Source organism: Frigoribacterium sp. AP1 (assembly GCF_056680555.1).
In genome coordinates this window covers 1,084,759-1,110,584 of sequence record NZ_CM155288.1, presented here as the reverse complement: position 1 = coordinate 1,110,584, position 25,826 = coordinate 1,084,759, and the positions used below count along the sequence as shown (strand labels likewise).

General features: G+C 71.6%; 23 protein-coding genes. 14 read left to right on the top strand and 9 right to left on the bottom strand.

Translation table 11 applies throughout. From position 1 onward, the window contains the following. Positions 1-14 precede the first annotated feature (14 nt). Positions 15-827: an HAD-IIA family hydrolase gene (locus AC1MBW_RS05255; protein ID WP_480025697.1), complete on the bottom strand. Its 813-nt coding sequence runs from the start codon at positions 825-827 to the stop codon at positions 15-17. 147 nt (positions 828-974) lie between these two features. On the opposite strand from AC1MBW_RS05255, the gene AC1MBW_RS05250 reads away from it, so the two are divergent. Both AC1MBW_RS05250 and AC1MBW_RS05245 read left to right on the top strand, forming a co-directional pair. Then, positions 975-1,619 carry a TrmH family RNA methyltransferase gene (locus tag AC1MBW_RS05250; RefSeq protein WP_480026077.1) on the top strand — a complete coding sequence of 215 codons (645 nt, stop codon included), beginning with the start codon at positions 975-977 and terminating at the stop codon, positions 1,617-1,619. Positions 1,620-1,689: 70 nt separating this feature from the next. After that, positions 1,690-2,106, top strand: a complete 417-nt coding sequence (locus AC1MBW_RS05245; protein ID WP_480025696.1) for a DUF3151 domain-containing protein — start codon at positions 1,690-1,692, stop codon at positions 2,104-2,106. A gap of 82 nt (positions 2,107-2,188) precedes the next feature. Here AC1MBW_RS05245 and AC1MBW_RS05240 read toward each other — a convergent pair whose 3' ends face one another. The 5 genes from AC1MBW_RS05240 to xylA form a co-directional block, all read right to left on the bottom strand. Continuing rightward, positions 2,189-4,192 carry a YhgE/Pip family protein gene (locus tag AC1MBW_RS05240; RefSeq protein ID WP_480025695.1) on the bottom strand — a complete coding sequence of 668 codons (2,004 nt, stop codon included), beginning with the start codon at positions 4,190-4,192 and terminating at the stop codon, positions 2,189-2,191. Continuing rightward, positions 4,189-4,908 (bottom strand): hypothetical protein, encoded by a 720-nt coding sequence (locus tag AC1MBW_RS05235; RefSeq protein WP_480025694.1) that lies wholly within the window; start codon positions 4,906-4,908, stop codon positions 4,189-4,191. Before AC1MBW_RS05235 ends, AC1MBW_RS05240 begins: the two co-directional genes overlap by 4 nt. Next, positions 4,905-5,597, bottom strand: a complete 693-nt coding sequence (locus tag AC1MBW_RS05230; protein ID WP_480025693.1) for a TetR/AcrR family transcriptional regulator — start codon at positions 5,595-5,597, stop codon at positions 4,905-4,907. Before AC1MBW_RS05230 ends, AC1MBW_RS05235 begins: the two co-directional genes overlap by 4 nt. 59 nt (positions 5,598-5,656) lie before the next feature. Then, a complete protein-coding gene (locus AC1MBW_RS05225; protein ID WP_480025692.1) occupies positions 5,657-6,793 on the bottom strand; it encodes a glycosyltransferase in 1,137 nt (378 codons plus the stop codon). Between the two features lie 125 nt (positions 6,794-6,918). Continuing rightward, positions 6,919-8,109, bottom strand: coding sequence for a xylose isomerase (xylA, locus tag AC1MBW_RS05220; protein ID WP_043593145.1), 1,191 nt, complete (start codon positions 8,107-8,109; stop codon positions 6,919-6,921). Positions 8,110-8,338: 229 nt separating this feature from the next. On the opposite strand from xylA, the gene AC1MBW_RS05215 reads away from it, so the two are divergent. From AC1MBW_RS05215 to AC1MBW_RS05190, 6 genes are all read left to right on the top strand, one after another. Further along, positions 8,339-9,355, top strand: a complete 1,017-nt coding sequence (locus AC1MBW_RS05215; RefSeq protein WP_480025691.1) for a LacI family DNA-binding transcriptional regulator — start codon at positions 8,339-8,341, stop codon at positions 9,353-9,355. Between the two features lie 126 nt (positions 9,356-9,481). Further along, a complete protein-coding gene (locus AC1MBW_RS05210; protein ID WP_480025690.1) occupies positions 9,482-10,777 on the top strand; it encodes an ABC transporter substrate-binding protein in 1,296 nt (431 codons plus the stop codon). Positions 10,778-10,779: 2 nt separating this feature from the next. Then, positions 10,780-11,778, top strand: coding sequence for a carbohydrate ABC transporter permease (locus AC1MBW_RS05205; protein ID WP_480025689.1), 999 nt, complete (start codon positions 10,780-10,782; stop codon positions 11,776-11,778). Continuing rightward, complete coding sequence (locus AC1MBW_RS05200) at positions 11,778-12,692, top strand: carbohydrate ABC transporter permease (RefSeq protein WP_480025688.1); 915 nt, start codon at positions 11,778-11,780, stop codon at positions 12,690-12,692. Before AC1MBW_RS05205 ends, AC1MBW_RS05200 begins: the two co-directional genes overlap by 1 nt. A 25-nt stretch (positions 12,693-12,717) precedes the next feature. Further along, on the top strand, positions 12,718-15,000 hold the full coding sequence (gene yicI / locus AC1MBW_RS05195) for an alpha-xylosidase (protein WP_480025687.1): 2,283 nt from the start codon (positions 12,718-12,720) through the stop codon (positions 14,998-15,000). Positions 15,001-15,082: 82 nt separating this feature from the next. Further along, positions 15,083-16,303 carry an ROK family protein gene (locus AC1MBW_RS05190; RefSeq protein WP_054145547.1) on the top strand — a complete coding sequence of 407 codons (1,221 nt, stop codon included), beginning with the start codon at positions 15,083-15,085 and terminating at the stop codon, positions 16,301-16,303. Between the two features lie 179 nt (positions 16,304-16,482). Here AC1MBW_RS05190 and AC1MBW_RS05185 read toward each other — a convergent pair whose 3' ends face one another. Together AC1MBW_RS05185 and AC1MBW_RS05180 are read right to left on the bottom strand one after the other, a co-directional pair. Next, the gene (locus AC1MBW_RS05185) at positions 16,483-17,205 is read right to left on the bottom strand and encodes a metal-dependent transcriptional regulator (RefSeq protein WP_480025686.1); all 723 of its coding nucleotides are present in this window, start codon (positions 17,203-17,205) and stop codon (positions 16,483-16,485) included. Between the two features lie 72 nt (positions 17,206-17,277). After that, positions 17,278-18,780, bottom strand: coding sequence for a xylulokinase (locus AC1MBW_RS05180; RefSeq protein ID WP_480025685.1), 1,503 nt, complete (start codon positions 18,778-18,780; stop codon positions 17,278-17,280). 166 nt (positions 18,781-18,946) lie between these two features. On the opposite strand from AC1MBW_RS05180, the gene AC1MBW_RS05175 reads away from it, so the two are divergent. From AC1MBW_RS05175 to AC1MBW_RS05160, 4 genes are all read left to right on the top strand, one after another. Further along, the gene (locus tag AC1MBW_RS05175; RefSeq protein WP_054146206.1) at positions 18,947-20,233 is read left to right on the top strand and encodes an adenylosuccinate synthase; all 1,287 of its coding nucleotides are present in this window, start codon (positions 18,947-18,949) and stop codon (positions 20,231-20,233) included. 64 nt (positions 20,234-20,297) lie between these two features. Continuing rightward, complete coding sequence (locus AC1MBW_RS05170) at positions 20,298-20,723, top strand: organic hydroperoxide resistance protein (protein WP_054146207.1); 426 nt, start codon at positions 20,298-20,300, stop codon at positions 20,721-20,723. Positions 20,724-20,840: 117 nt separating this feature from the next. Then, positions 20,841-21,200, top strand: a complete 360-nt coding sequence (locus AC1MBW_RS05165) for a chorismate mutase (protein ID WP_082452693.1) — start codon at positions 20,841-20,843, stop codon at positions 21,198-21,200. After that, positions 21,197-22,258, top strand: a complete 1,062-nt coding sequence (locus tag AC1MBW_RS05160) for a lactonase family protein (RefSeq protein WP_480025684.1) — start codon at positions 21,197-21,199, stop codon at positions 22,256-22,258. Before AC1MBW_RS05165 ends, AC1MBW_RS05160 begins: the two co-directional genes overlap by 4 nt. Before the next feature lie 98 nt (positions 22,259-22,356). Here the strand turns inward: AC1MBW_RS05160 and AC1MBW_RS05155 are convergent, their stop codons facing one another. After that, positions 22,357-22,923 carry a TetR/AcrR family transcriptional regulator gene (locus AC1MBW_RS05155; protein WP_480025683.1) on the bottom strand — a complete coding sequence of 189 codons (567 nt, stop codon included), beginning with the start codon at positions 22,921-22,923 and terminating at the stop codon, positions 22,357-22,359. 155 nt (positions 22,924-23,078) lie between these two features. Between AC1MBW_RS05155 and AC1MBW_RS05150 the strand changes: the two genes are divergently transcribed. Further along, a complete protein-coding gene (locus AC1MBW_RS05150; RefSeq protein ID WP_480025682.1) occupies positions 23,079-24,617 on the top strand; it encodes an MFS transporter in 1,539 nt (512 codons plus the stop codon). A 116-nt stretch (positions 24,618-24,733) separates the two neighbouring features. Next, positions 24,734-25,819 carry a 3-isopropylmalate dehydrogenase gene (locus AC1MBW_RS05145; protein WP_480025681.1) on the top strand — a complete coding sequence of 362 codons (1,086 nt, stop codon included), beginning with the start codon at positions 24,734-24,736 and terminating at the stop codon, positions 25,817-25,819. Positions 25,820-25,826: the final 7 nt, after the last annotated feature.

The following is a 25,826-nucleotide window of genomic DNA, read 5'->3' as shown; positions in this document are numbered from 1 at the left end:
CGCCTCCTGGGGCCCTAGGCCTCGGACGGCACCACGTCGGACTCGATCGGTTCACTGCGCACCAGTTCGTGCACGCCGGCCAGGATCTCGTTCGGCCGGAACGGGTACCGGTCGATCTCGGCCTGGTCGCTGATGCCCGTCATGACGAGGATCGTGTGCAGGCCGGCCTCGATGCCGGCCATGATGTCGGTGTCCATGCGGTCGCCGATCATCGCGGTGTTCTCGCTGTGGGCGCCGATGCGGTTCATCGCCGAGCGGAACATCATCGGGTTGGGCTTGCCGACCACGTAGGGGTCTTTGTTGGTCGCCTTCGAGATCATCGCGGCGATCGCGCCCGTCGCGGGCAGCACGCCGTCGGCGCTGGGGCCCGTCGCGTCGGGGTTGGTCACGATGAACCGCGCCCCGCCGAGGATCAGGCGCACGGCCTTGGTGATCGAGTCGAACGAGTAGTTGCGGGTCTCGCCCACGACGACGTAGTCGGGGTTGGTCTCGGTCATGATGAACCCGGCCTCGTGCAGGGCCGTCGTCATGCCCGCCTCGCCGATCACGAACGCCGACCCGCCGGGCATCTGCGAGCGGCAGAAGTCGGCCGTGGCGAGGGCGCTCGTCCAGATGCGCTCTTCGGGCACGTGCAGGCCCGACGCGCGCAGCCGGGCGGCGAGGTCACGCGGGGTGAAGATCGAGTTGTTGGTGAGCACCAGGTAGGGCGTGCCCTCGTCCTGCCACTGCTGGATCAGCTCGGAGGCCCCGGGCAGGGCGTGGTTCTCGTGGACGAGCACGCCGTCCATGTCGGTCAGCCAGCATTCGACGTCTTCGCGTGCACCCATGCGGTCACCTTAGCGAGGTGCCCTGCGAGGCGAGGCGCCCTGTGGGCCGAGGAGGCGCGGGTCACCCCTGTGGGGAACGCCTACCCTGGTCGGGTGCCCCAGGACGACCGCCGCGACCCCACCGACTCCGCGCCCGAAGCGGCCGACCTGCCCGAACCCGGCGACCTGCCCGAACCGACCGTCGCGCCCGAACACGGTGTCGGCCCCTGGCCCGGTGAGGAGGCCGCCTGGCCCGAGGGGGACCACTGGGACCATCACCTGCTGCGCGAGGGCGACCGACGCAACGTGATCGACCGTTACCGGTACTGGACGATGGAGGCGATCGTCGCCGACATCGACTCGCACCGGCACCCCTTCCACGTCGCGGTCGAGAACTGGCAGCACGACATGAACATCGGCTCGATCGTCCGCAGCGCGAACGCCTTCGCGGCCGACACCGTGCACATCGTGGGGCGTCGTCGCTGGAACAAGCGTGGGGCCATGGTGACCGACCGCTACCAGCACGTCGCCCACCACCCCGACGTGGCCACGTTCGTCGAGTGGGCCCGAGGCGCCGGCCTGCCGATCCTCGCCATCGACAACGTCGATGGGTCGGTGCCGATCGAGACCTACGCCCTGCCCGAGCGGTGCGTGCTGCTCTTCGGGCAGGAGGGGCCGGGGCTCAGCCCGGAGTCGATCGCCGCGGCCGACGCCGTGATCGAGATCTCGCAGTTCGGGTCGACCCGCAGCATCAACGCCTCGGCCGCCGGCGCGATCGTCATGCACGAATGGGTGCGTCAGCACCGGTTCTGACCCCGGCCGACGCCGCCCGCCCCGCGCCCGGGTACGCCCCCCGTCGGCCGCCGCCGCTAGCGTGGTCGCCATGTCCTCCACGAACCTGCTCGGCGTGCCCGAGACCCGGCTGCCCGCCGAACCCGCCGTCGTCGCCGACCTCGAGACCCTCACCACCGCCGAGGTCGTCACGGCCCACCCCACCTCGTCCCTGGCCTGGGCGCTGCTCAGCGACGAGGCCGCCGCCCGCGGGGCCGACCTCGAGGCCTACGCCTACGCCAGGGTCGGCTACCACCGCGGGCTCGACGCCCTGCGCAAGGCGGGCTGGCGCGGACAGGGTCCCGTGCCGTGGTCCCACGAGCCCAACCGCGGCGTGCTGCGTTCCCTCTTCGCCCTCCGCCGGGGTGCGGCCGCCATCGGCGAGACCGACGAGGTCGAGCGCCTGACGACGTTCCTCGCCGACGCCGACCCGAGCGTCCTGCCGACGCTCGAGGGTCAGGCGGGCTGACCGGCGCGACCGACGTCGAGAACGCAGGAGGCGCGGGTCACCCGACCCGCGCCTCCTGCGTTCCCGGCGCCGGCCGTCGGCCTCAGCCGATCAGCGAGGGCCGCAGGTCGCGCAACGTCCGCGCCCGCGTCATGCGGGAGGTCGCCACCCAGGTCAGCACGAGCGCGCCGAGCAGCCAGGCCGCCAGCACGCCGGCGTCGCCCCAGGCCGCGGCCGAGCTGCCGCCGTACATCACCTGGCGCAGGCCGTCGGTGGCGTAGCTCATCGGCAGCACGAAGTGCAGGGCGGCGAGGGGTGCGGGCAGGGTCTGCCAGGGGAACGTGCCGCCGGCCGTGACGAGCTGCACGACCATCAGCACCAGGCCGAGGAACTGCCCGACGCTGCCGAGCCAGACGTTGAGCGTCATGATGATCGCCGCGAACGCCGCCGAGGCGAGGGCCATCAGGCCGATCATGCCGAGCGGCTGGGCGACCTCGAACCCGAGGGCCTGGGTGACGATGACGTAGAGCGCGACCATCTGCACGACCCCGAGCACGACCGGGGCCAGCCAGCCGGCCAGGGAGATGCGCACCGGGGCCTTGACGGCCGTGATGGCCCGCTTCGAGATCGGCTTCACGATCAGGAACAGCGCGTACATGCCGATCCAGGCCGCGAGGCTGATGAAGAACGGGGCCAGTCCCGCGCCGTAGGTGCCCGCGCTGGTCAGTGCGTCGTCCTTCACCGAGACGGGGTCGCTGATGGCGCCGGCCTGGTCGTCACGCGTCTGCTCGGTGCTCGCGGGGATCTCGCCGAGTCCGCTCTGGAGGCCGTCGCGCAGCTGGGTGGTGCCGGTGTCGAGGCTGACGACGCCGTCGCGCAGCGAGGTCGCCCCGCTGCTCAGGGTGTCGAGACCGGTCGCGAGGGTCGAGGCGCCCGTGGCGGCGCTCGCCGCACCCGTGGCGAGCTGCGACGAGCCGGTGGCGGCCGACGAGATGCCCTGGGTCAGGGCCGGCGTGGCGGCGGCCAGAGTCGCGGCGCCGGTCGAGACCTGGTCGGCGCCCGTGGCGAGCTGCCCCACCTGGGTGTTCAGCCCTTGGATCTGTGTGTTCGCGTCCTGGAGGGCGGTGGTCAGCGACTCGGTCGCGGGGGCGAAGGTCGCGGCGATCTGCTGGATCTGCTCGTCGGTGTACCCCTGCTGTCGCAGGGCTTCGGTGATCTGCTGCTGCGCCTGTTGCTGGGCCGCGGGCAGGGCGGCCGCGGCCGTCGCGCTCGTCGTGGCCGCGTCGGCCACGCCGGTGGCCAACGCGTCGTTGCCGGCCGCCACCTGGGCGGCGCCGTCCGCCAGGGTCTGGGTCTGCGCCGGCAGGTTCGTCGTCTGGGTCTTCAGCGTCTGCAGCCCCGTGTCCAGCGCCGACGTCCCCGAGCTGAGCCGGCTCGTCCCGTCGGCGAGGGTGTGGGCCCCGGTCGCCGCGTCGGCCGCCCCGTCGGCCAGCTGGTTCGCCCCGGCGACGGCCGAGCCGGTGCCGGCGACGAGCTGGTTCGCCCCGTCGACCGCGCTGCCCAGGTTGGTGCGCACGTCGGCGAGGCCGACCAGCAGACGGCCCGCCGCCTCCTTGCCGACCTTCTCGGTGACCGAGGCCCGGATGGTCTTCGCCGCCTGCTCGGCGATCGTGGTCGAGAGGTAGCTGTTGACGTCGCTCGTCGCGAGGGTGATCTGGGCCCGCTTCGGGTCGTCGTCGCTCGCCGAGGTCAGGTCGTCGCTGAAGCCCTTCGGGATCGTGAAGGTGAAGTCGTAGGTCTGGTCGCGCAGGCCCGCCGCGGCCTGGGCCGCCGAGACGACGTGCCAGTCGAAGTCGCCGCCGTCGGTGATCTGGTCGGTGACCTCGTCGCCGTAGTTGACCGTCTCGCCGTCGACCGTCGTGCCGGCGTCGGTGTTGACGAGCGCGGCCGGGACCTGGTCGAGCTTCGCGTAGGGGTCCTGGTTGGCCCAGAGGTACAGGCCGCCGTAGAGCAGCGGCACGGTCATCAGGGCGACGAGTGCCAGGCGGGCGAGCGGGGTGGCGGTGAGGCGCTGCAGCTCGGAACGGACGAGGGCGTAGATCTTCACGGCTGGTCGCTTTCGACGGAGGTGTCGGGGGTGGTGGCGACCGCGGTGTCGTCGGGGGAGGGGGGAAGGGCGGTGTCGGTCTCGGACGCGACGGCGGACTCGGCCGGGGCGAACTCGGGCGTGGGCAGCGACTCGATCGTCGCGAGGGCCGCGAACCCGGTGATGGTCAGCACGGTGTAGTCGCGACCGACGAGGTCGTGCACCACCGAGAGCCAGGCGGCGACGTCGCCGCCGTGCCGTTCGGGAGTCGTCACGATCAGCCCGCGGACCTCAGGGCGCAGCACGGCCAGTTCGCAGAGCAGGCGGACGCGCAGCTCGGTGGGCAGGGCGCTCAGGCGCGTCCGCTCGTGCTCGCGCAGGCCGATCTCGTCGAGCAGCAGGCGAGCCGAGGCCTTGTCGGCGCGGAGCCCGGCGAGGGCGAGTTCTTCTCGGGCGACCTGCACGACCGTGAGGGACGCGAACGGTTCGGCGACGGTGGGGGTGTCGACGAGGGCGAAGGAGGCGCGGATCGCCACGTCGTCCGACCGGCCGTCGACCGTCACCCGGCCGGTCTCGGGGCGCATGCGGCCCCCCGCGACGAGCGACGCGAGGGTGGGCGCGTTCTCGGTCTCGACCGCCACGAAGCCGGGGGTCCAACGGTCGGCGACCGCGCTGAGCGGGGGCAGGGCCGCCCCGGGGCCGTCGCCGATCGCGACGTCGTGGAGTTCGAGTCTCATGCGGGTTCTCCGGTCGGGGGAGTCGAGGCGGCGCCGGTCGTCTGCTCGGGAGGGAGCGCGAGTTCCGGGGCCGTCGCGACGAGGTCTCCGGCGGTGCGCCAGTCGAGGCCGACGACGCCGAGCACCGCGAGCATGACGAGTCGGTGGCCCTCGGCGCGGCTGAGCCGCTGCGTCGTCGCCTCGTCGAGCACCGACAGCGCGGCACCCTCGACGAGGTGCGCGAGCGTGCGCGGAGCGATGTCGTCTCGCATGCGTCCGGTCTCGACGCCGCGCCGCACGACGTCGCGCACGGCCTCGCGGAGCGGGGCGAGCGCCTCGCCGACCTCGTGGGCCATCGGGCCGCGCACGGTCAGCTGGGCCATGACCCGCACGTGCTCGACCTCGGCCCAGAGCAGGGCGGCCAGCGAGGCGAGCTGCACGACCGGGTCCGCGATCGGGGCGGGTCGCGCGGCGACGGCGATGCGGGCGGCGCCGCGCAGGCTGACCTCGCGCACCAGGTCGTCCCGTGTGGCGAAGTGGCCGTAGACCGAGCGACGCGACAGGCCCGCCTCGGCGGCGATGGCCTCGAGCGAGACGGACGGATCGCGGTTGAGCAGCAGTGCCGCGGCGGAGATCAGCGCATCGCGGTTCGCGGCGGCGTCACGGCGTGGCGCGCGGGTGGCGCGCACGGGGGCATCGGCGGCTGGCATGCCTCGATCGTACGATCTTGCACACCTTTGTGCAACTTATTTCGCACCGCGGTCGTCGGTCAGCGCGAGCGGGGCAGGGTCGCTCGCAGCGCCTCCTCGTAGGCGTCGCAGACCGACTGCCAGGTGTACGCGTCCGAGGCGCGGGCGAGTGCCGCGACGCTGAGGCGCTCCTGTTCGGCAGGGTCGTCGAGCAACGCCGTGACGGCGGCGGCGATGGCCGCGGACTCGGGGGCGACCAGGGTGCCTGCGCCGTCGAGCACCTCGCGGTTGTAGACGGTGTCACGCGCCACGACGGGAGCGCCGGCGAACATGGCCTGCACCAGGGCGGGGTTCGTGCCGCCGACGCTGTGGCCGTGGAAGTAGGCCCCGGTGTGCTGCCAGAGGGCGTGCAGACGGTCGTCGTCGCTGACGTGACCGAGCCAGGTCACGCGGTCGTTCTCGTCGGCCAGCGCACGGACGAGCTCGTCGAGTTCGCCGCCGTAGCCGGTCGAGCCGACGATGACCACGTCGTGCCGCTCGGCGATCGTGCGGGCCGCCTCGACGAACTCGACCACGGTGTTCTCGGGCACGAAGCGCGCGACGACGAGGGCGTACCCGCGGTGTCGTTGGCCCGGTTCGACCGGCAGGTCGCGGACCGGGTCGCCGCCGTAGGGGATGAAAAGGCCGTCCACCCCGAAGTCGGCCTGCCAGCGCCGGACGATCTCGCGGGCGTCGCAGATCAACCCGTTCGCGAAGCGTGCGCTGGCCTTGGCTCCGAGACGGAACACCGTCTTGGCCGCACGGCCCCACTTGGCGCGCTCCCACTCGATGCCGTCGACGTTGACCAGCACGGGGATGCCCCGCAGCCTCAGCAGCGGAAGCCAGAAGCCGTTGGCCACGTTCATCACGAGGGCCGCGTCGGGCCGCCGCACGAGGGTATCGAGCACGGCGGTGAGGCCGTAGCTCAGGGTGCTGAGGGACTTGCTCTCGACGCCTCTCGTCAGGTGGGAGGTCACGCGACGGTCGCGGGCGGGGTCGTCGTCGCGCGTCGACCCGTCGCGACCGTAGACCGTGACGTCCCAGCCGGCGTCGACCAGGGCGGGGGCGATCCGACGCACGGCGGTCTCGAATCCGCCGTAGTAGCTGGGGTAGCCGCGGGTGCCGATGACGGCGACGGAAGGGCGGGCGTTCGGGCGGCGACGGGGGCGTGCGGGCATTCGGGTGTCCGTTCGGTCGGGGTGCTCAGCACGGTAGCGCACCCCGACGTCGGGCCGGGAAGACGCGACTCGCCGCTCACGTCCGGACGTGAGCGGCGAGTCGTTGCCGTTCGGCAGGCGGGTGGCTAGCGAGCGCCCATCAGGTGTTCGAGGGCGAGCTGCTGCAGGCGCACGAAGCCGTAGCCGTGTCCGCCGAAGTGGGCATCGGCGTCGAAGTCCTCGTAGGAGGCGCGGTCGGCGAGCAACTGCTCGTAGCCTTCACCGTCGGCGAGGGTGTTCACCGAGAGTTCGGCGACCTGGCTGGCGACCAGGGCCTCCTGCACCTCGGGGTCGGCGCGGAAGGCCTGCGCGCGCTCCTTGAGGAGCAGGTACATGCGCATGTTGGCGGCTGCGGACTCCCACACGCCGTCGATCGTCTCGGTGCGCGAGGGCTTGTAGTCGAAGTGGCGGGGGCCGTCGTAGGTCGGGCCGCCCTGGGGCGAGCCGTGCTCGAGCAGGTCGACGAGCGAGAACGCGTTCTGGAGGTCGCCGTGGCCGAACACGAGGTCCTGGTCGTACTTGATCCCGCGCTGACCGTTGAGGTCGATGTGGAAGAGCTTGCCCTGGTACAGCGCCTGGGCGATGCCGGCCGTGAAGTTCAGCCCGGCCATCTGCTCGTGACCGACCTCGGGGTTCACGCCGGCCATCTCGGGGTGCTCGAGCGTCTCGATGAAGGCGATCGCGTGACCGAGGGTCGGCAGCAGGATGTCGCCCCGGGGCTCGTTGGGCTTGGGCTCGATGGCGAAGCGCAGGTCGTAGCCCTTGTCGAGCACGTACTGCGAGAGCATGTCGACGCCCTCCTTGTAGCGCGAGAGGGCTGCCTGCACGTCTTTCGCGCTGTCGTACTCGGCGCCCTCGCGGCCGCCCCACATGACGAAGGTCTTCGCACCGAGCTCGGCGGCGAGGTCGATGTTGCGCAGCACCTTGCGCAGGGCGAAGCGACGGACGCCGCGGTCGTTCGAGGTGAAGCCGCCGTCCTTGAAGACGGGCGCGCTGAACAGGTTCGTGGTGACCATCGGCACGACGATGCCGGTCGCGTCGAGTGCGCCCTTGAGGCGGTCGATCTGCTTCTGGCGCTCGGCGTCGGTCGAGCCGAAGGCGAACAGGTCGTCGTCGTGGAAGGTCAGGCCGTAGGCACCGAGACGGTCGAGGTTCTCGACGGCCTCGACGACGTCGAGCTGCGGGCGGGTCGGGCCGCCGAAGGGGTCGGAGCCGTTGTAGCCGATCGTCCAGAGGCCGAACGAGAACTTGTCTTCGCGGGTGGGGGTGGTGGACATCGGTGTCCCTTCCAGGGTTCGAGCGGTCGGACGCATGGGGCGGTCCCGCCCCGATGCGAATGTTGTGAGCCTCAACATATCCCTTCCGGGGATGGTTCGGAAGGGGCGCGAGGCATTTGTCGCGGGGTCCACAAAAGACTTGCGCGCAGCGCCGCGGCTGTCGTAGTGTCTCGATCCGCGGCAGTCGAAGCGCTTCCGCACCAGTTCGACAACCGACAGCGAGGTCATCATGACGACGATCCACGACGTGGCCCAGGCCGCCGGTGTGTCGATCTCGACGGTCTCGTACGCCCTCTCGGGCAAGCGGTCGATCGCGGCGTCGACCCGGCAGCGGGTGACCGACGCCGTCGACCGGCTCGGCTACCGGCCGCATGCCGGAGCCCGCATGCTCGCCGGCGCCCGCACCAACATCCTGGCGCTCAGTGCGCCGATCCGGCCCGACAACCACCAGCCCACCCAGATGCGCTTCGTCACCGCCGTCGTCGAGGCGGCTCGTCGTCGTGACTACGACGTGCTGCTGCTGGCCACCGACGACGAGGTGTCCGGCATCCGTCGCGTGGCCTCGAGCTCGCTCGTGGACGGCGTGGTCGCGATCGGCGTGGCGACCGTCGACGAACGCGTCGACCTCGTTCGCGAACTCGACCTGCCGGCCGGTTTCATCGGCATCCCCCAGGGCGTCGACGACCTCGCCTGCATCGACCTCGACTTCGCCGCCGCGGCCGCCGAGAGCGTCGACCGTCTGGCCGATGCCGGACACCGGTCGATCGGCGTCATCGGCCACCCGGCCTCGTACAACGAGCGTGACACCGGCTTCATCCGTCGATTCGACGACGCCTTCGCCACCCGGGCCGACGGCCGCGGCGTCGAGACAATGACCGTGGCGGCAGACCTCGGGCGGGCGTCGGCCGTCCGGGCGTTCGACGACCTCCGCGAGAGGCTGCCGGGCATGACCGCGCTCGTGCTGCACTGCAGCGAGCCCACCGCCGAGGCCGTCCTCCAGCGCGTCCGGCGCCTCGGGCTCGAGATCCCCCGCGACCTCTCGGTGCTGGCGGCCTGCGCCAGCTACCCGGCCGACGAGTTCGAACCCGCACTCGACACGATCCCGCTGCCGATCGACGAGATGTGCTCGCGTGCGGTCGAGGCCGCGTTCGAGCGGATCGACGGCCACCTCGACACGGGTGTCGAGTTGATCGCACCCACCTACCTGGCGAAGGGCTCCGTCTCGGAGCCGACCCGCGCCTCCTGAACCCCCACCGACCGCACCACCGCACCACCGCACCACCGTCATCCGACGGACAGATCACACCGCTCCGCGTCGATCGTCGAAACGCTTCGACGATCACCACGGGGCCTCTACGAGGAGGTAGACACCATGAAGAAACGACGCATCGTCGCCGTCGGCACGGCCCTCGCGGCCACCGCGGCCCTGCTGACCGGCTGCTCGGCCGGCAGCGGAGGGTCCTCCGACCCCAACGTGTTGAAGCTCTGGCACTTCGAGAGCGAGACCAGCGCGATGGGCATCGCCTGGGACCAGGCCATCGCGACCTTCGAAGAAGAGACCGGCGCGAAGGTCGAGTTCGAGGAGAAGAGCTTCGAGCAGATCCGCTCGACCGCCAGCCAGGTGCTCAACTCGAACGAGGCGCCCGACATCCTCGAGTACAACAAGGGCAACGCCACGGCGGGCCTGCTCGCGAGCCAGGGGCTGCTCGCCGACCTGGACGACGCCGTCGACGAGTACGGCTGGGACGACGACCTCGCCCCGTCGATCGCCACGACCTCGAAGTACGACGAGCGAGGCGTCATGGGGTCGGGCAGCTGGTACGGCATCCCGAACTACGGCGAGTACGTCGAGGTGTTCTACAACAAGGACGCCTTCGCCGAGCAGGGCATCGCCGTGCCCACGACGTACGACGAGTTCGAAGCGGCCCTGCAGACCTTCACCGACGCCGGCCTCACGCCGCTCGCCGAAGCCGGAGGCGAGTACCCGCTCGGCCAGTTGTTCTACCAGCTGGCCCTCTCGAAGGCCGACCGCTCGTTCGTCGACGACTACCAGCTCTACGAGGGCGACGTCGACTGGCAGGGCCCCGAGCTGAGCTACGCCGCCGACAAGCTGAAGGAGTACGTCGACAACGGGTGGATCTCGAAGGACGTCACCGGCATCAAGGCCGAGGACATGGGCACCACGTTCATGAGCGGCGGGGCACCGATCATGGTGTCGGGCAGCTGGTGGGCGGGCCGCGTCGCCGACGAGGCCACCTTCGACTGGGGCACGTTCCTCTTCCCCGGCAGCGAGATGGCCCCGGGTTCGGGCGGCAACCTCTGGGTCGTCCCCGAGAACGCGGCCAACAAGGACCTCGCGTACGAGTTCATCGACATCACGATGCGGCCCGAGATCCAGAACCTGATCGGCAACAACGGCGGCGTCCCGGTGAAGGCCGACCCCGCCGACATCACCGACCCGAAGAGCCAGGAGCTGATCGCGAACTTCAACACGCTGCTCGACCGCGACGGCCTGGCGTACTACCCGGACTGGCCCACGCCGACCTTCTACGACCAGCTGGTCGCAGGCACACAAGAGCTCGTCAACGGCACGGCCACACCGGACGAGATGCTGACCACCCTGGGCGACCAGTACCAGAGCGGCGTCGACGACATCACCGGGAAGTAGCCGTGACCTCCCTCGACACCCGCCCCGGTGCCCGGGAGGCGCGCCCCCGTCGCGAGGGCCGACGCACGTCGTCGGCCCTCCCGCCGGAGGAGAGCCTCCTGCCCGGAGCCCGCCGCGCGGGCTTCTGGCTGTACCTGATCCCGGGCCTCGTCCTCTTCACGGTCGTGATCCTCGTCCCGTTGATCTGGAACGTCTACCTCAGCTTCACCGACTACCGCGGCATCCGGCCACCGACCTGGGCCGGGCTCGACAACTGGCGCGAGCTGATGAGCGACGACCGCTTCTGGACGTCCTTCCTCAACAGCGTCTTCCTGATCATCGCGATGGTGGTCGTCCCCACCGTGCTGGGGCTGCTGCTCGCCGCGATGCTCTTCGACCTCATCGGCCGGAAGTTCGGCGGTCGCCTCGCCTCGTTCCTGCGCGCGACCTACTACCTGCCCCAGATCCTGCCCGTGGCGATCGCCGCGATCGTCATCGGTTGGATACTCCGACCCGAGAACGGCGCGCTCAACACCGTGCTCGACGCGGTGGGGCTCGGTGCCCTGCAGCACAACTGGCTCGGCAGCCCCGACACGGCGTTGCTCAGCATCATGGTGGTGATGGTCTGGGTGCAGCTCGGCTATCCCGTCGTCATCTTCATGGCCGCGCTGCAACGGGTCGACCCCGAGCTGTACGAGGCGGCGGAGCTCGACGGCGCCGGCTGGTTCCAGCGGTTCCGGGCGATCACGGTGAGCATCATCCGACCCGAGATCTTCGTCGTCGTGTTGACCTGCACGATCGCCGCGCTCAAGGTCTTCGGCCCGATCTACGCCCTGACCCGCGGCGGTCCCGGCGATTCGACGATCGTGCCGAGCTACTACGCCTACAGCGAGTTCTTCCAGAGCCAGCAGGTCGGCTACGGAGCGACCATCGCGACGGCGCTGACACTCGTCATCGTCGTCATCACGATCTTCTTCATCCGGGCACAGAACCGGGTCGAACGAGCAGAGAGGGAACGCTGATGGCCACGACCGTCGTCCCGCCGGTGAAAGACGACCGCATCCGTCCCGCGGTCCCCAGCCCGCGCCTCCCGAAGGCGTCGCGACGGGGCCGCAAGAAGACGGCCGCCGACTGGGTGATCCTCGCCGCGGCCATCGCCTTCGGCGTGCTGATCGCCCTGCCCTTCCTGTTGATCCTGGTGAACTCGTTCAAGTCGCCCGCCGACTACACGACCGGGGGGCCGCTCAGCCTGCCGACGTCGCTGTACTTCGACGGCCTCGTGAACTTCTGGAACCGGGTCGAGTTCCCCGCCAAGCTCTGGAACAGCTTCGTGATCGCCGGGCTGGTGGCCCTGTTCGCCGTGGTCATCTCGGTGTTCAACGCCTACGCGCTCGGCATCGGCCGGGTTCGCGGTCGGACCTGGATCATCGTGCTGTTCCTGCTGGCGAACATGCTGCCGCAAGAGGCGCTGCTCTACCCGCTGTACTTCATGTTCAAGCAGGTGGGCCTCTACGACAACATCTGGGCGGTCATCATCATCTTCACGGTGATCCAGAGCGCCTTCGGCACCTACCTGCTCTCGAGCGTCTACGGCACGTTCCCGAAAGAGGTGCTCGAAGCGGCGTCGCTCGACGGCGCGAGCCGGTGGCAGATCCTCTGGCGGGTGATCGTGCCGATCAGTCGGCCGACCCTGTCGGTGCTCGCGATCTTCTTCTTCATCTGGACCTGGAACGAGTTCCTCATCCCGCTCACCTTCCTCGTGTCGAACGGCAACCAGACGGTTCCCGTCGCCATCACCGCCCTGCAGGGCGACCGGCTGATGGACGTCACCACGACGAGCGCGTCGGCCCTGCTCGGGTTGATCCCCACGCTCGTCTTCTTCCTGATCTTCCAGCGCACCCTGACCCGCGGCATCACGGCCGGCGCGGTCAAGTGACGCGTTCCACCCCGAAAGGCTCCACATGAAGTTCACCGACGGTTTCTGGCAGATCCGCCCGGGGGTCGAGTCCCTCTTCGCCCAGGAGGTCCACGACGTCGAGACCCGGGCGGACGGACGCTCGATCGAGGTCACCGCGCCCACCAAGGTGATCGCCTCGCGGGGCGACACCCTCAACCGCCCGACGCTCACCGTCGCGCTGAGCTCGCCGATGGAGGGCGTCATCGCCGTCGACGTGACGCACTTCGCCGGCGGTCGCGACGAGATCGGGTTCGACCTCGTGGGTGCCGAAGGCGGCCCCGCCGGAGTGGGGGTCGTCCAGACGAGCGAAGGAGGCGCGACCCTGACCTCGGGACGCCTCACCGCCACGGTCGGTCGCGGTGCGCCGTTCGACCTCACGTTCCGCGACGGCGACACCGTGCTCACCCGTTCGGGCCCGAAGTCGGTCGGCTACCACCGGCTCGCGGCCGACGCGCAGGTCGACGGCTCCATGATCGGCAACGCGCGAGCGGGGACGTCCCGCACCCTCGCCCCGTCGTACGTCTCGCAACAGCTCTCGCTGGGCGTGGGCGAGCTCGTCTACGGACTCGGCGAACGGTTCGGCCCGCTGGTCAAGAACGGCCAGACGGTCGACGTGTGGAACGCCGACGGAGGCACCTCGAGCGAGCAGGCCTACAAGAACGTGCCCTTCTACGTGACCAACCGCGGGTACGGCGTCCTCGTCGACCACCCCGGCCACGTCTCGTACGAGATCGGCTCCGAGTCGGTCGAGCGGGTGCAGTTCTCGGTGGCGGGCGAGACCCTCCGCTACCTGGTGATCGCCGGGCCCACGCCCGCCGACGTGCTCGACCGCTACACGCGGCTGACCGGTCGCCCGGCGCACGTGCCGGCCTGGTCGTACGGCCTGTGGCTGTCGACGTCGTTCACGACCGACTACGACGAGGCGACGGTGACGGGCTTCGTCGACGAGATGGCCCGTCGCGACATGCCGATCAGCGTCTTCCACTTCGACTGCTTCTGGATGCGCGAGTTCCAGTGGTGCGACTTCGAGTGGGACCCCCGGGTGTTCCCCGACCCCGAGGGAATGCTCGCCCGGCTGCACGAGCGCGACCTGCGTGTCTGCGTCTGGATCAACCCCTACATCGGGCAGCGCTCGACGCTGTTCCGCGAGGCCGCCGACGCCGGGTACCTCGTGAAGAACCCCGACGGCAGCGTCTGGCAGTGGGATCTCTGGCAGGCGGGCATGGCGCTGGTCGACTTCACGAACCCGGAGGCGACGGCCTGGTTCCAGGGCCACCTGCGTCGGCTGCAGGCCCAGGGGGTCGACGCGTTCAAGACCGACTTCGGCGAGCGCATCCCCACCGGCGTCGTCTGGCACGACGGCTCCGACCCCGAGCGCATGCACAACTGGTACACGCAGCTCTACAACCAGGCGGTCTTCGAGGTGCTCGAGGAGGTGCGCGGCGAGGGCGACGCGGTCGTCTTCGCCCGGTCGGCGACGACCGGTGGTCAGGCGCTGCCGGTGCACTGGGGTGGTGACTCGACGTCGACCTTCGAGTCGATGGCCGAGACCCTCCGTGGCGGCCTGTCCCTGGCCATGAGCGGCTTCTCGTTCTGGAGCCACGACATCGGCGGTTTCGAGGGGACCCCCGACGCTGAGGTCTACAAGCGGTGGACGGCCTTCGGCCTGCTGTCGAGCCACAGCCGGTTCCACGGCAGCTCGTCGTACCGGGTGCCGTGGGCGTTCGACGACGAGGCGGTCGAGGTCACCCGGCGCTTCACGAAGCTCAAGCTGTCGCTCATGCCCTACCTGTACGCCGCCGGGCTCGAGTCGTCGAGGTCGGGACTGCCGGTCATGCGTCCGATGGCCCTGGCCTTCCCGGACGACCGAGGCGCCGCCCACGTCGACACGCAGTACCTGCTCGGCGACGACCTGCTCGTCGCGCCGGTCTTCTCGGCCGACGGCACCGTCGAGGTGTACCTGCCGGCCGGACGCTGGACGAACTGGTGGACCGGCGAGGTCGTCGACGCGGGGTCGGGCACCTGGCGCACCGAGCAGCACGACGTGCTGAGCCTGCCGCTCTACGTGCGCGAGGGGGCGGTGATCCCGGTCGGCGCGCGGGACGACCGCCCCGACCACGACTACCTCGACGGTCTCGTGCTCAAGGTGTTCCCCGGGGGCGACGGCACCCGCTCGCTCACGGTGACGACGCCCACCGGCGGGTCGGCCGACTTCGTCGTCACGCGGTCAGGAGGCGCGGTGTCGGTCGACACCGCCGCCACCGGCTGGCGGGTCGACGAGTTCTGAGTCCCGCGGTCGACGGGTGGCCGGCCCCGCGCCGTGCCGCCCGTCGAGGTCGAGGTAGCCTCGACGCACGGAGGGTGGGGACGTGACGACTCAGCAGGGCGGTGGTGACACCGCGACGACGCCCGATCTCGGTGCTCGGTTCGACCGGGTCCGGCGGGACAACCTCGCGACGGTGCTCGGCATCGTCCACACCGACGGGGCCACGTCGCGGTCGGCCCTGACCCAGGCCACCGGGCTCAACCGCTCGACGATCGCGGCGCTCGTGGGCGAACTCGTCGACCTGGGGCTCGTCGTCGAGACCGACCCGGTCGGCACCAACCGGGTCGGGCGTCCCAGCCCGGTCGTGGCCCCGAGTCCCCGTGTCGTCGCGATCGCGGTCAACCCCGAGATCGACGCCGTCACGGTCGGAGCCGTGGGGCTCGACGGCGTCGTGCAGCACCGCGTCCGGCGCGAGACCGTCGGGGTGCCCAGCGCGCCCCAGGCCGCGGCGCTCGCCGCCGAGGTGATCGACGAGCTGCGGACCACCGCGCTGTCTCCCGACGTGCGGGTGCTCGGGGTCGGTCTCGCGGTGCCCGGCCTGGTCGGCTCCGACGGGGGAGTGGTGCGCCTCGCCCCGCACCTCGGCTGGATCGACGAGCCGTTCGCCGCCGTCGTCGCCTCGGCGACGGGTCTGCCCACCCGCGCCGCCAACGACGCCTCGCTGGGGGCGATCGCCGAGGGGCGCTTCGGGGCCGGGCGGGGTGTCGACGACCTCGTGTTCCTGAACGGCGGTGCGAGCGGCGTCGGCGGGGGAGTCCTGATCGGCGGCAGCCCGGTGACCGGTGTGGGCGGTTTCGCCGGCGAGATCGGGCACACCCTCGTCAACTCGGTCGGCCAGCTCTGCCACTGCGGCGCCGTGGGCTGCCTCGAGACCGAGGTCGGGCAGGCCCGCCTCCTCGCCGTCACGGGGCTCGACCGCGGTCAGGCCGACCAGCTCGACGCGGCACTCGCCGGTGCCGGTCCCGGTTCGCCCGTGGCCGTCGAGGTCCGACGTCAGATCGACTTCCTGGCCGTCGCCCTGCGGGGCGTCGTCAACTCGTTCAACCCGGAGCTGATCGTGCTCGGCGGGTTCCTCGGATCGCTGCACGCTGCCGACCCCGGCCGTCTGGCCGATCGGGTCCGTGGGCAGTCCCTGCCCGGCGCTCGTGACGACGTGCGGATCACCCGGGCCGCGCTCGGCGTGGACCGGCTGACGATCGGTGCCGCCGAACTGGCCTTCGCCGCCGTGCTGGCCGACCCGGCGTCCGTGACCCGCGCCTCCTGACCCGGCCCGCGCCTCCTGCGGTCGTCCTCGTGGCGTTCGACCCGCCACGAAGTAAACAACCCGCCACGCAAACGGGTGGCGGGTTGTCTACCTCGTGGCGGGCAGGCGGGCAGGCGGGCAGGCAGGCAGGCAGCCAGGCAGGCAGGAGGGCAGGCGGGACTGCCCGCCGACCCGTCGCCTCAGGCGTGCGTGTGCGGCTCGGAGTTCGCCCACACCGACGCCGCGGCGACGCCGGCCAGTTCGACGCTGCCGACCGCGTGGTCGTGTGCGTCGGTCAGCACGACCTGCAGCGAGCCGGCGTAGTCGCGTCGTTCGCCGACGCGGACGTGCGCACCGACCCTCAGGTCGAGTGAGCTGAGGTACCGCAGCAGCTCGGGTTCGTCGTCCGAGACGCGGACGACGAACCCGCACTCGCCCTCGACGAAGTCGCCCAACGGGTGGGCGGGAGGCCGCACGACCGTGCCGTCGGCCGCGGGGATCGGGTCGCCGTGCGGGTCGGCCGTGGGGTGCCCGAGCTCGAGGTCGAACCGGTCGAGCAGCCGATCGCTGACCGCGTGCTCGAGCACCTCGGCCTCGTCGTGCACCTCGTCCCAGCCGTAGCCCAGACGCTCGACCAGGTACGTCTCGATCAGGCGGTGGCGACGCACCATCGACACGGCGATCGCCCGGCCCTGGTCGCTCAGCGCGATGCGCCGGTAGGGCTCGTAGTCGAGGTAGCCGTCGCGGTCGAGCTTGCGCAGGTTGCCCGAGACGGTCGACGCGCTGACGCCGAGCGTGGCGGCGATCTCGTTGGTCGAGATGCCGGAGTCGCTGCCGGCCTCGGCCCACTCCTCGGCCTTCCAGATGACCTTGAGGTAGTCCTCGGCCATGGTCGTGCGCGTGCTGGCCGGGTCGCTGGGCATGGTCCGATCCTAGGCGGCGTCCCTCTCGTCATCCATGCCCCGCTCCCCGGGCCCCGAGCCCTGCGCTCCGAGTCACGGCCGCGGCAGCGACCCCAGCCCCTGCGCGGCCCGGTAGCGCTCGCCGACGGCGGGTCGCAGGTCGGCCTCGAAGGAGGCGCTGGTCGCCGGAGCCCAGGTCGGTCGCGTCCCCGACAGGGCCCAGCCCGCCTGCCGTGCCGCCCCGTCGGCGACGTACTCACCCGGCTCGGGCACGACCACGGGCAGGTCGAACACCTGTCGCGCGACGTCCTGCACGGCCGGGTTCAGGGCCGCTCCGCCGATGAGCAGGACCCGCGTCGCCTCGACGCCCTGACGACGGACCGCGGCGGCACCGTCGGACAGCGCCGACAGCATGCCCTCGACCGCGGCGCGGGCCAGGTTCTCGCGGGTCGAGCTCGCCAGGGTCAGGCCCGAGAGCGTGGCCGTGGCGTCGGGCAGGTCGGGGGTGCGCTCGCCCTCGAAGTAGGGCACGAGCGTGACGCCGCCGGCTCCCGGCTCGGCCGCGAGGGCCAGGCGGGCCAGTTCGTCGTGGTCGACGCCGAGCAGTCCGCCGATCGACGACAGCACCCGGGCCGCGTTCAACGTGGCGATGAGGGGCAGGTAGCCGCCCGCGGCATCGGCGAAACCGGCCACCGTGCCGCTGGGGTCGGTCACGGGCCGGTCGGTGACGGCGAAGGCCGTGCCGCTGGTGCCGATGCTGATGACGAGATCGCCGACCGTGGCGTCGAGGCCGAGGGCCGCGCCGGCGTTGTCGCCCGCGCCGGCCCCGACCACGATGCCGGCGGGCACGGGGCCGTCCGCGACCGTCGTGCCGGCCGCCTGGTCGGCCTGCAGCACCCGCGGCAGCACGACGCGCGCATCGGCGTCGTCGGCGAGGTCGGTGCTGCCGGACGCCCCCGCGCCGGGCGCCTCGCGGGCGGGGCGGCCGAAGGCGTGCTCGAACAGCTCGAGGTCGTAGGCCTCGCCGGCGGGGCTCCAGTACGAGGTGCCGCTGGCGTCCGAACGGTCAGTGGCCAGGGCGTCGAGATCGGGCCCGAGCGGGCTCTCGTCGGCAGGGCCGAAACCGAGGAGGCGCCAGGTCAGCCAGTCGTGCGGCAAGGCCACCGCGGCGACCCGCGCCGCGTTCTCGGGCTCGGCGTCGCGCAGCCAGCGCAGCTTGGTCGCGGTGAACGACGCGACGGGGACGGAGCCCGTGCGTCGGGCCCACTCGTCGGCCCCGAGCTCGTCGATCAGGTCGCGGGCCGCCGGGGCGCTGCGGGTGTCGTTCCAGAGCAGGGCGTCCCGGACGACGCGCCCGTCGGCGTCGAGGGCGACGAGGCCGTGCTGCTGGCCCGCGACCGAGAGGGCGGCGACGTCGTCGAGGCCGCCGGCGTCCGCGATCGCCGCGAGCAGCGCCTCCCACCAGGCGGCCGGAGGCACCTCGGTGCCCTCGGGGTGCCTTGCCGACCCCTGCCGGACGAGTTCGCCCGTCGAGAGATCACGGACGACGACTTTGCAACTCTGGGTCGATGAGTCGACCCCGGCGACGAGACTCATGGGCACAGTTTGTCGTACGTGACCACAAATGGCCACCGGAGGTCGACCGCGGGTCGCGCGCCGCGCCTCCTCGGCGGCTCCGGCGGCCTCCGGGCGGCCCGGAGGAGCCTGTCGGTAGACTCAAGTGCACCTCACCCGGTGCGTTCCCCGACATGAGGAGAAACCCATGCCAGCAGTCGTGATCATCGGAGCCCAGTGGGGCGACGAGGGCAAGGGCAAGGCCACCGACCTGTTGTCGAGCCGCATCGACTACGTCGTCAAGTTCAACGGCGGCAACAACGCCGGCCACACCGTGGTGATCGGCGACCAGAAGTACGCGCTGCACCTGCTGCCCTCGGGCATCCTCTCGCCGGGTGTCACGCCCGTCATCGGCAACGGCGTCGTCGTCGACATCGAGGTGCTCTTCGACGAGCTCGACGCGCTCATCGCGCGGGGCATCGACGTCTCCCGGCTGCGGGTCAGCGCGAACGCGCACGTCATCACGCACTACCACCGCACCCTCGACAAGGTGACCGAGCGCTTCCTCGGCAAGCGCCAGATCGGCACGACCGGTCGCGGCATCGGCCCGACCTACGCCGACAAGATCAACCGCGTCGGCATCCGCGTGCAGGACATCTTCGACGAGGGCATCCTGCGGCAGAAGGTCGAGGCGGCCCTCGACCAGAAGAACCACCTGCTCGTCAAGATCTACAACCGGCGTGCGATCGAGGTCGACGAGGTCGTCGAGTCGCTCCTGTCGTACGCCGAGCGGCTCAAGCCGATGGTCGCCGACACGGCGCTCGAGATCCACCAGGCGCTCGAGGCCGGCAAGACCGTCCTCTTCGAGGCGGGCCAGGCGACGATGCTCGACGTCGACCACGGCACCTACCCGTTCGTGACCTCGTCGTCCGCGACCGCGGGCGGCGCCTCGACCGGCTCGGGCATCGGACCCGGCCGCATCGAGCGGGTCATCGGCATCGTCAAGGCTTACACGACGCGCGTCGGCGCCGGCCCGTTCCCGACCGAGCTCTTCGACGCCTCGGGCGAGTTCCTGCGGGCCAACGGCTTCGAGTTCGGCACGACCACCGGCCGCCCGCGCCGCTGCGGCTGGTACGACGCCCCCATCGCTCGCTACACGGCCCGCATCAACGGCGTCACCGACTTCGTGCTGACGAAGCTCGACGTGCTGACCGGTCTCGAGACCATCCCCGTGTGCGTGGCCTACGACGTCGACGGCGTCCGCCACGACGAGGTCCCCGTCTCGCAGAGCGACTTCCACCACGCGACGCCGATCTACGAAGAGTTCCCCGGCTGGACCGAAGACATCACCGGTGCCCGCAGCTTCGACGACCTGCCGAAGGCCGCGCAGGACTACGTGCTCGCCGTCGAGGCGATGAGCGGTGCCCGCATCTCGGCGATCGGCGTCGGCCCGGGCCGCGACGCCATCGTGCAGCGTCACGACCTGCTCGGCTGAGCCGAGCTACCACACTCACCCGCCACCGAGCCAACTCCCAGATTCTAGGTATGGTCTTCTCCTCATGACACTCGACATCGCCTACACCGCCATCGCCCACGCCACCGGTGGGGGTCGTGACGGCCACGTCCGCAGCGAAGACGACCGGCTCGACTTCGACACGCGGCCCCCCAAAGAACTCGGCGGCTCCGGCGAGGGCACCAACCCCGAGCAGCTGTTCGCCGCGGGCTTCGCCGCCTGCTTCCTCAGCGCCATGCACGGCGCCGGCAAGAAGCTCGGCGTCGACACGAAGGGCGCCGAGGTCTCGGCGAGCGTCGGCATCGGCGGCAACGGCGAGGGCGGGTTCGGCCTCGCCGTCGAGCTCGACATCTACACGCCGAACGTCGAGCCCGAGCGTCGTCAAGAGCTCGCCGACGCGGCCCACCACGTGTGCCCGTACTCGAACGCCACGCGCGGCAACGTCGAGGTCACGCTCACGCTGGTCGACTGACCGCCCGGGCCGACCCGGCCGTGAAGGAGGCGCGTCTCGCGAGAGCGGGACGCGCCTCCTTCGTGCGTGGCGGTCCGTCGCTGGTCCCGTCGCCGGGCTCGCCGATAGGGTCGGTGCATGGCACTCGACAGTCCTCTCGGGGCGGACAGCCCCCTCAGCTCAGCCGACCAGGGCGCGATCGACGAGCTCGCGGGCATCCGCCAGAGCATCGACAACATCGACGCCGCCCTCGTCCACATGCTCGCCGAGCGGTTCAAGTACACGCAGTCCGTCGGCCTGCTCAAGGCGGCGGCGGGCATGCCGGCGAGCGACCCCGAGCGTGAGCGCGTGCAGATCCAGCGCCTGCGTCGCCTGGCCGAAGAGGCCCGTCTCGACCCGGCCTTCGCCGAGTCCTTCCTGAACTTCATCGTCGCCGAGGTGATCCACCACCACGAGCGCATCGCCGCGGGCGACGACCCGACGGCGGGCCGCGCGTGAGCGACCCCGCCCCGTCCACCCCGACGCGCCTCTACGTCGGCTCGTACACCGCGGTCAGCGGTGGCCACGGCGTCGGCATCACCGTCCTCGAGCGGTCGCGGGCCGACGGGCGCTGGCAGGCCGGCCAGGTCGTCGAGGCCGACGACCCGTCGTTCCTGGTCGTCACCGAAGGCGCACTGCACGCCGTCGCCGAGACGAACGAGGGTCGCGTCCTCTCGTACACGATCGCGGCCGGCCGCCTGGTCGAGGCCGGCGTCGCCGCGTCCGGCGGCGCCTCGCCCTGCCACATCGAGCACGACCCGGCCTCCAACGCCCTGCTCGTCGCGAACTACGTCGGCGGCACCTTCGGGGTGCTGAGCTCCGAGGCCACCGATCCCGCGCGCGTGACCGCGACCGTCGCGCTCCCGTCGGGCTCCGGCCCGGTCGCCGATCGCCAGGGCGGGCCGCACGCCCACCAGATCGTCGCCACGCCGTGGGGCACGCACCTGGTCAGCGACCTCGGCACCGACCGGCTGATCGAGGTCGCCGTCGACGTCGTCACGCTCGAGCCGTCGATCGTCGCCGTCCACCCGATGCCCGCCGGCTCGGGCCCGCGACACCTCGCCTGGCTCGGGGGCGACCTGCTCGTCGTGGGCGAGCTCGACGCCCGTCTGTACGTCGTCCGCCGCCAGGGTGACGAACTCGTCATCCCGTACTCGGTGGCGGTCGTCGAGGGCGAGCCGAACGAGCAGGGCGACCTCCCGTCGCACCTGGCCGTGCACGGCTCGCGGGTCTACGTCGCCACGCGCGGCCGCGACACGATCAGCGTGCTCGAGACCTCGGTCGATGCCGAGGGCGCATCCGACGGTGCCGAGTCCTCGCGGCTCCGCCTGGTCGGGCAGGTGCCCTGCGGCGGCGCCTGGCCACGGCACTTCGCCATCGCCGCCGGCCTGCTCTACTGCGCCAACCAGGGCTCCGACACCGTCTCGGTGCTGCCGCTCGACGACACGACCGGTCTGCCCGGCGCCCCCGTCGACCTCTTCACCCTGGGCAGCCCCGCCTGCATCGTCGCCGTCTGATCGCCGAGACCCCGACACGTCGCCGAGACCCCTCCGCGCGCGCTGTGGTCTCGGCGGCTTCCCGGGGTCCGGTCGGCCGGGAACGCAGGAGGCGCGGGTCAGCTGCGCGGCACGAGCCGCTGCAGCACGGCGATGACGTCGTCGATCGACGTGTCGTGGCGCGGGTCGCCGCCCGAGTCCACCGGCGAGAACGGCCGTGGCGTGAAGTAGAGCCCGTCGGACACGAGTGACACGACCCGGGCGACCGCGGGGTCGCCGACGGCGTCGAGGACGACCTGGTGCCAGCGCGACTGCATGGCGGTCAGGGCCTCGAGCGCGCGGGGGTGGCGCCCGCTGGACGCCAGGTTCGAGACGGCGGTGATGCAGCGGTCGAGCGGGTCGTCCGCGGGGATGGTCGCGGGTGACGACGTGCGGACGAAGTAGTCCACGACGCCCTCGGGTGCACTGGTCATGGCGGCGACGTCGTCGTCGAGCAGTGCGGTGAGTCGGTCGACGAGGCCGTCGACCAGCGCCTCGCGGGTGGGGAAGTGGTAGAGCAGTCCGCCCTTCGAGACGCCGGCGGCAGCGGCGACGGCGTCGAAGGTCGCGGCGCGTTCGCCGTCGTCGACGACGAGCGTCTCGAACGTGTCGAGCATCGATTCCCGGGCTGACGGTCGAGGACTCATTCTGTTACTGTACCGTCTGGACGGTGTAACTGTACCGTCCGGACGGTCAGGGCTCGCGCCTCCTGCCCTCGTCGGGTCGCCGCCGGGCGGTGCCTGCACCACAGGCCGTCCTCCGACCCACCGACCCACCGACCCACCGACCGCGAGAGAGCACCATGACCCGCTCCGCCACCACCACGACCTCGACCGGCGTCCCGCCCCGTGCCGGGCGGCGACAGTGGGCCGCGCTGGTCGTGCTCATGCTGCCGGTGCTGCTCGTCTCGGTCGACAACACGGTGCTGAGCTTCGCGCTGCCCGAGATCTCGACCGCCCTGCAGCCGAGCGCAGCGGGGCAGCTCTGGATCGTCGACGTCTACTCACTCGTCCTCGCCGGCCTGCTCGTGGCCATGGGGTCGATGGGTGACCGGTTCGGCCGCCGCAAGCTGCTGTTCATCGGGGCGAGCGGCTTCGCGGTCGTCTCGGTCCTCGCGGCGTTCTCGACGAGCGCCGAGCAGCTCATCACGGCCCGGGCCGTGCTGGGCTTCTTCGGCGCCATGATCATGCCGGCGACCCTCTCCCTGCTGCGCAGCACGTTCCTCGACCGCGAGCAACGCCGGCTCGCCATCGCCGTCTGGGCCTCGGGCTTCGCCGCCGGGTCGGCCCTGGGGCCGATCGTCGGCGGCGTGCTGCTCGAGCACTTCGCCTGGGGCTCGGTGTTCCTCATCGCGGTGCCGGTCCTCGTGCCGTTGTTGATCGCCGGACCGCTGCTGCTGGCCGAGAGCCGCGACCCCGCTCCCGGGCCCGCCGACCCGTTCTCGGTGCTGCTGTCGCTCGCGGCGATGGCTCCGGTCGTCGCGGCGATCAAGCTGCTCGCGACCGACGGCTTCGTCTGGCCCGTCGCCGCCCTGGCCGGGGTCGGCGTGGGCTCGGGCTGGCTGTTCGTCCGGCGTCAGCTCGCCCGCCCGCGTCCACTGCTCGACGTGCGGCTGTTCACGAACCCGGTGTTCGCCGGCTCCGTGATGGTCAACCTGCTCGCCGTCGTGGCGCTCGTGGCCTTCCTGTTCTTCACGACCCAGCACCTGCAACTCGTCGTGGGGTTGCGGCCGTTGCAGGCCGCGCTGACGCTGGTGCCCGGTCTCGTGGTGATGATCCTGGCGGGCCTCGCCGTCGTCCGGGTCGTCCGGTGGCTGCGCCCGCGCACCATCGTCGCGATCGGTCTCGCCTCGGCCGCCCTCGCCTACGCGGCGGTCTTCGCCACCGGTGCCGGGGCTCCGGTCGGCGTGTTCGTCGTGGCCTTCGCCTTCGTCGGTCTGGGCGTCGGTGCCGCCGAGACGATCTCGAACGACCTGATCATCGCGGCCGTGCCCGCGAACCGGGCCGGGGCCGCCTCGGCGGTCTCCGAGACCGCCTACGAGGTCGGTGCCGTGCTCGGCACCGCCGTGCTCGGCAGCATGCTCACCGCCATCTACCGGGGTGCGCTCGTCGTCCCCGCCGGCGTGCCCGCCGAGGCCGGCGAGGCCGCCCGGGAGACCCTGGGAGGCGCGGTGGCGGTCTCCGACGGGCTGCCCGACTCGCTCGCCGGGCCCCTGCTGCACGCCGCCACCGACGCTTTCGACCAGGGTCTCGTCGTCACGGCCGGGGTCGGGGCACTGGTGATGGTCGCGGCGGTGGTGGTCGCCCTCACGACCATGCGCCGCGCCTCCTCGGCCGACTGAGGCCCGGGCCGTGCCGGGCCACCCCGGCACGGGTGGACCGACCCGGTCGCCCGGCCCGCGCGGCCCTCCTGCCCCCGGGTAAAGTGTGGCGAGCCCCCCGAGACGCCAGGAGAACCATGCCCCGCACCGTCAGACTCGCCGCCATCCCCGGAGACGGCATCGGCCCCGAGGTCGTCGCCGAGGCGCTCAAGGTGCTCGAGGTCGCGGCGGGCGACGACGCGACGTTCGAGGTCACGACGTTCTCGCTGGGCGCGGGGCGCTACCTCGAGACGGGCGACATCCTCACCGACGACGACCTGTCGGCCGTCGCGTCACACGACGCGATCCTGTTGGGCGCGGTGGGGGGCGACCCCCGCGACCCCCGGTTGGCCGGGGGCATCATCGAGCGCGGCCTGCTGCTGAAGCTGCGCTTCGCCCTCGACCACTACGTCAACCTGCGGCCGACCAAGGTGTACCCCGGTGTCGCCTCGCCGCTCTCGGCGCCCGGCGAGGTCGACTTCGTCGTCGTCCGCGAGGGCACCGAGGGCCCCTACGTCGGCAACGGAGGCGCACTGCGGCAGGGCACGCCGCACGAGATCGCGAACGAGGTCAGCGTCAACACGGCCCACGGCGTTGAGCGAGTGGTGCGCTTCGCCTTCGAGAAGGCCCGTGGTCGCCGTGGTCGCCTGACCCTCGTGCACAAGACCAACGTGCTCGTGTTCTCGGGCAGCCTCTGGCAGCGCACCGTCGACGCGGTCGCCGCCGAGTACCCCGACGTGGCGGTCGACTACCAGCACGTCGACGCGGCCACCATCCACCTCGTGGTCGACCCGTCCCGCTTCGACGTCATCGTCACCGACAACCTGTTCGGCGACATCCTCACCGACCTGGCCGGCGCCATCAGCGGTGGCATCGGGCTCGCGGCCTCGGGCAACCTCAACCCCGACGGCACTTTCCCGAGCATGTTCGAGCCCGTGCACGGTTCGGCTCCCGACATCGCCGGTCAGCAGAAGGCCGACCCGACGGCGGCGATCCTCTCGGTCGCGCTCCTGCTCGACCACCTCGGCTTGTCCGACGCGGCCGCCCGAGTCACCCGTGCCGTCGACGCCGACATCGCCGACCGCGCCTCGCACGATCCGTCAGTCCCTGCCCGCCGCACGGCCGAGATCGGCACGGCGATCGCCGACCGCGTGCGCACCCTGTCCCCGTCTGCCTCCGCCTGAAGGGCAT

Excerpts from the sequence above, each read along its gene's own strand:
- AC1MBW_RS05235 (WP_480025694.1), bottom strand. The coding sequence starts at position 4,908 with ATGAGACTCGAACTCCACGACGTCGCGATCGGCGACGGCCCCGGGGCG.
- AC1MBW_RS05225 (WP_480025692.1), bottom strand. The coding sequence starts at position 6,793 with ATGCCCGCACGCCCCCGTCGCCGCCCGAACGCCCGCCCTTCCGTCGCC.
- AC1MBW_RS05245 (WP_480025696.1), top strand. The coding sequence starts at position 1,690 with ATGTCCTCCACGAACCTGCTCGGCGTGCCCGAGACCCGGCTGCCCGCC.
- AC1MBW_RS05180 (WP_480025685.1), bottom strand. The coding sequence starts at position 18,780 with ATGAGTCTCGTCGCCGGGGTCGACTCATCGACCCAGAGTTGCAAAGTC.
- AC1MBW_RS05200 (WP_480025688.1), top strand. The coding sequence starts at position 11,778 with ATGGCCACGACCGTCGTCCCGCCGGTGAAAGACGACCGCATCCGTCCC.
- AC1MBW_RS05155 (WP_480025683.1), bottom strand. The coding sequence starts at position 22,923 with ATGAGTCCTCGACCGTCAGCCCGGGAATCGATGCTCGACACGTTCGAG.
- AC1MBW_RS05255 (WP_480025697.1), bottom strand. The coding sequence starts at position 827 with ATGGGTGCACGCGAAGACGTCGAATGCTGGCTGACCGACATGGACGGC.
- AC1MBW_RS05175 (WP_054146206.1), top strand. The coding sequence starts at position 18,947 with ATGCCAGCAGTCGTGATCATCGGAGCCCAGTGGGGCGACGAGGGCAAG.
- AC1MBW_RS05210 (WP_480025690.1), top strand. The coding sequence starts at position 9,482 with ATGAAGAAACGACGCATCGTCGCCGTCGGCACGGCCCTCGCGGCCACC.
- AC1MBW_RS05170 (WP_054146207.1), top strand. The coding sequence starts at position 20,298 with ATGACACTCGACATCGCCTACACCGCCATCGCCCACGCCACCGGTGGG.
- AC1MBW_RS05215 (WP_480025691.1), top strand. The coding sequence starts at position 8,339 with ATGACGACGATCCACGACGTGGCCCAGGCCGCCGGTGTGTCGATCTCG.
- AC1MBW_RS05145 (WP_480025681.1), top strand. The coding sequence starts at position 24,734 with ATGCCCCGCACCGTCAGACTCGCCGCCATCCCCGGAGACGGCATCGGC.
- xylA (WP_043593145.1), bottom strand. The coding sequence starts at position 8,109 with ATGTCCACCACCCCCACCCGCGAAGACAAGTTCTCGTTCGGCCTCTGG.
- AC1MBW_RS05165 (WP_082452693.1), top strand. The coding sequence starts at position 20,841 with ATGGCACTCGACAGTCCTCTCGGGGCGGACAGCCCCCTCAGCTCAGCC.
- AC1MBW_RS05150 (WP_480025682.1), top strand. The coding sequence starts at position 23,079 with ATGACCCGCTCCGCCACCACCACGACCTCGACCGGCGTCCCGCCCCGT.
- AC1MBW_RS05230 (WP_480025693.1), bottom strand. The coding sequence starts at position 5,597 with ATGCCAGCCGCCGATGCCCCCGTGCGCGCCACCCGCGCGCCACGCCGT.
- yicI (WP_480025687.1), top strand. The coding sequence starts at position 12,718 with ATGAAGTTCACCGACGGTTTCTGGCAGATCCGCCCGGGGGTCGAGTCC.
- AC1MBW_RS05185 (WP_480025686.1), bottom strand. The coding sequence starts at position 17,205 with ATGCCCAGCGACCCGGCCAGCACGCGCACGACCATGGCCGAGGACTAC.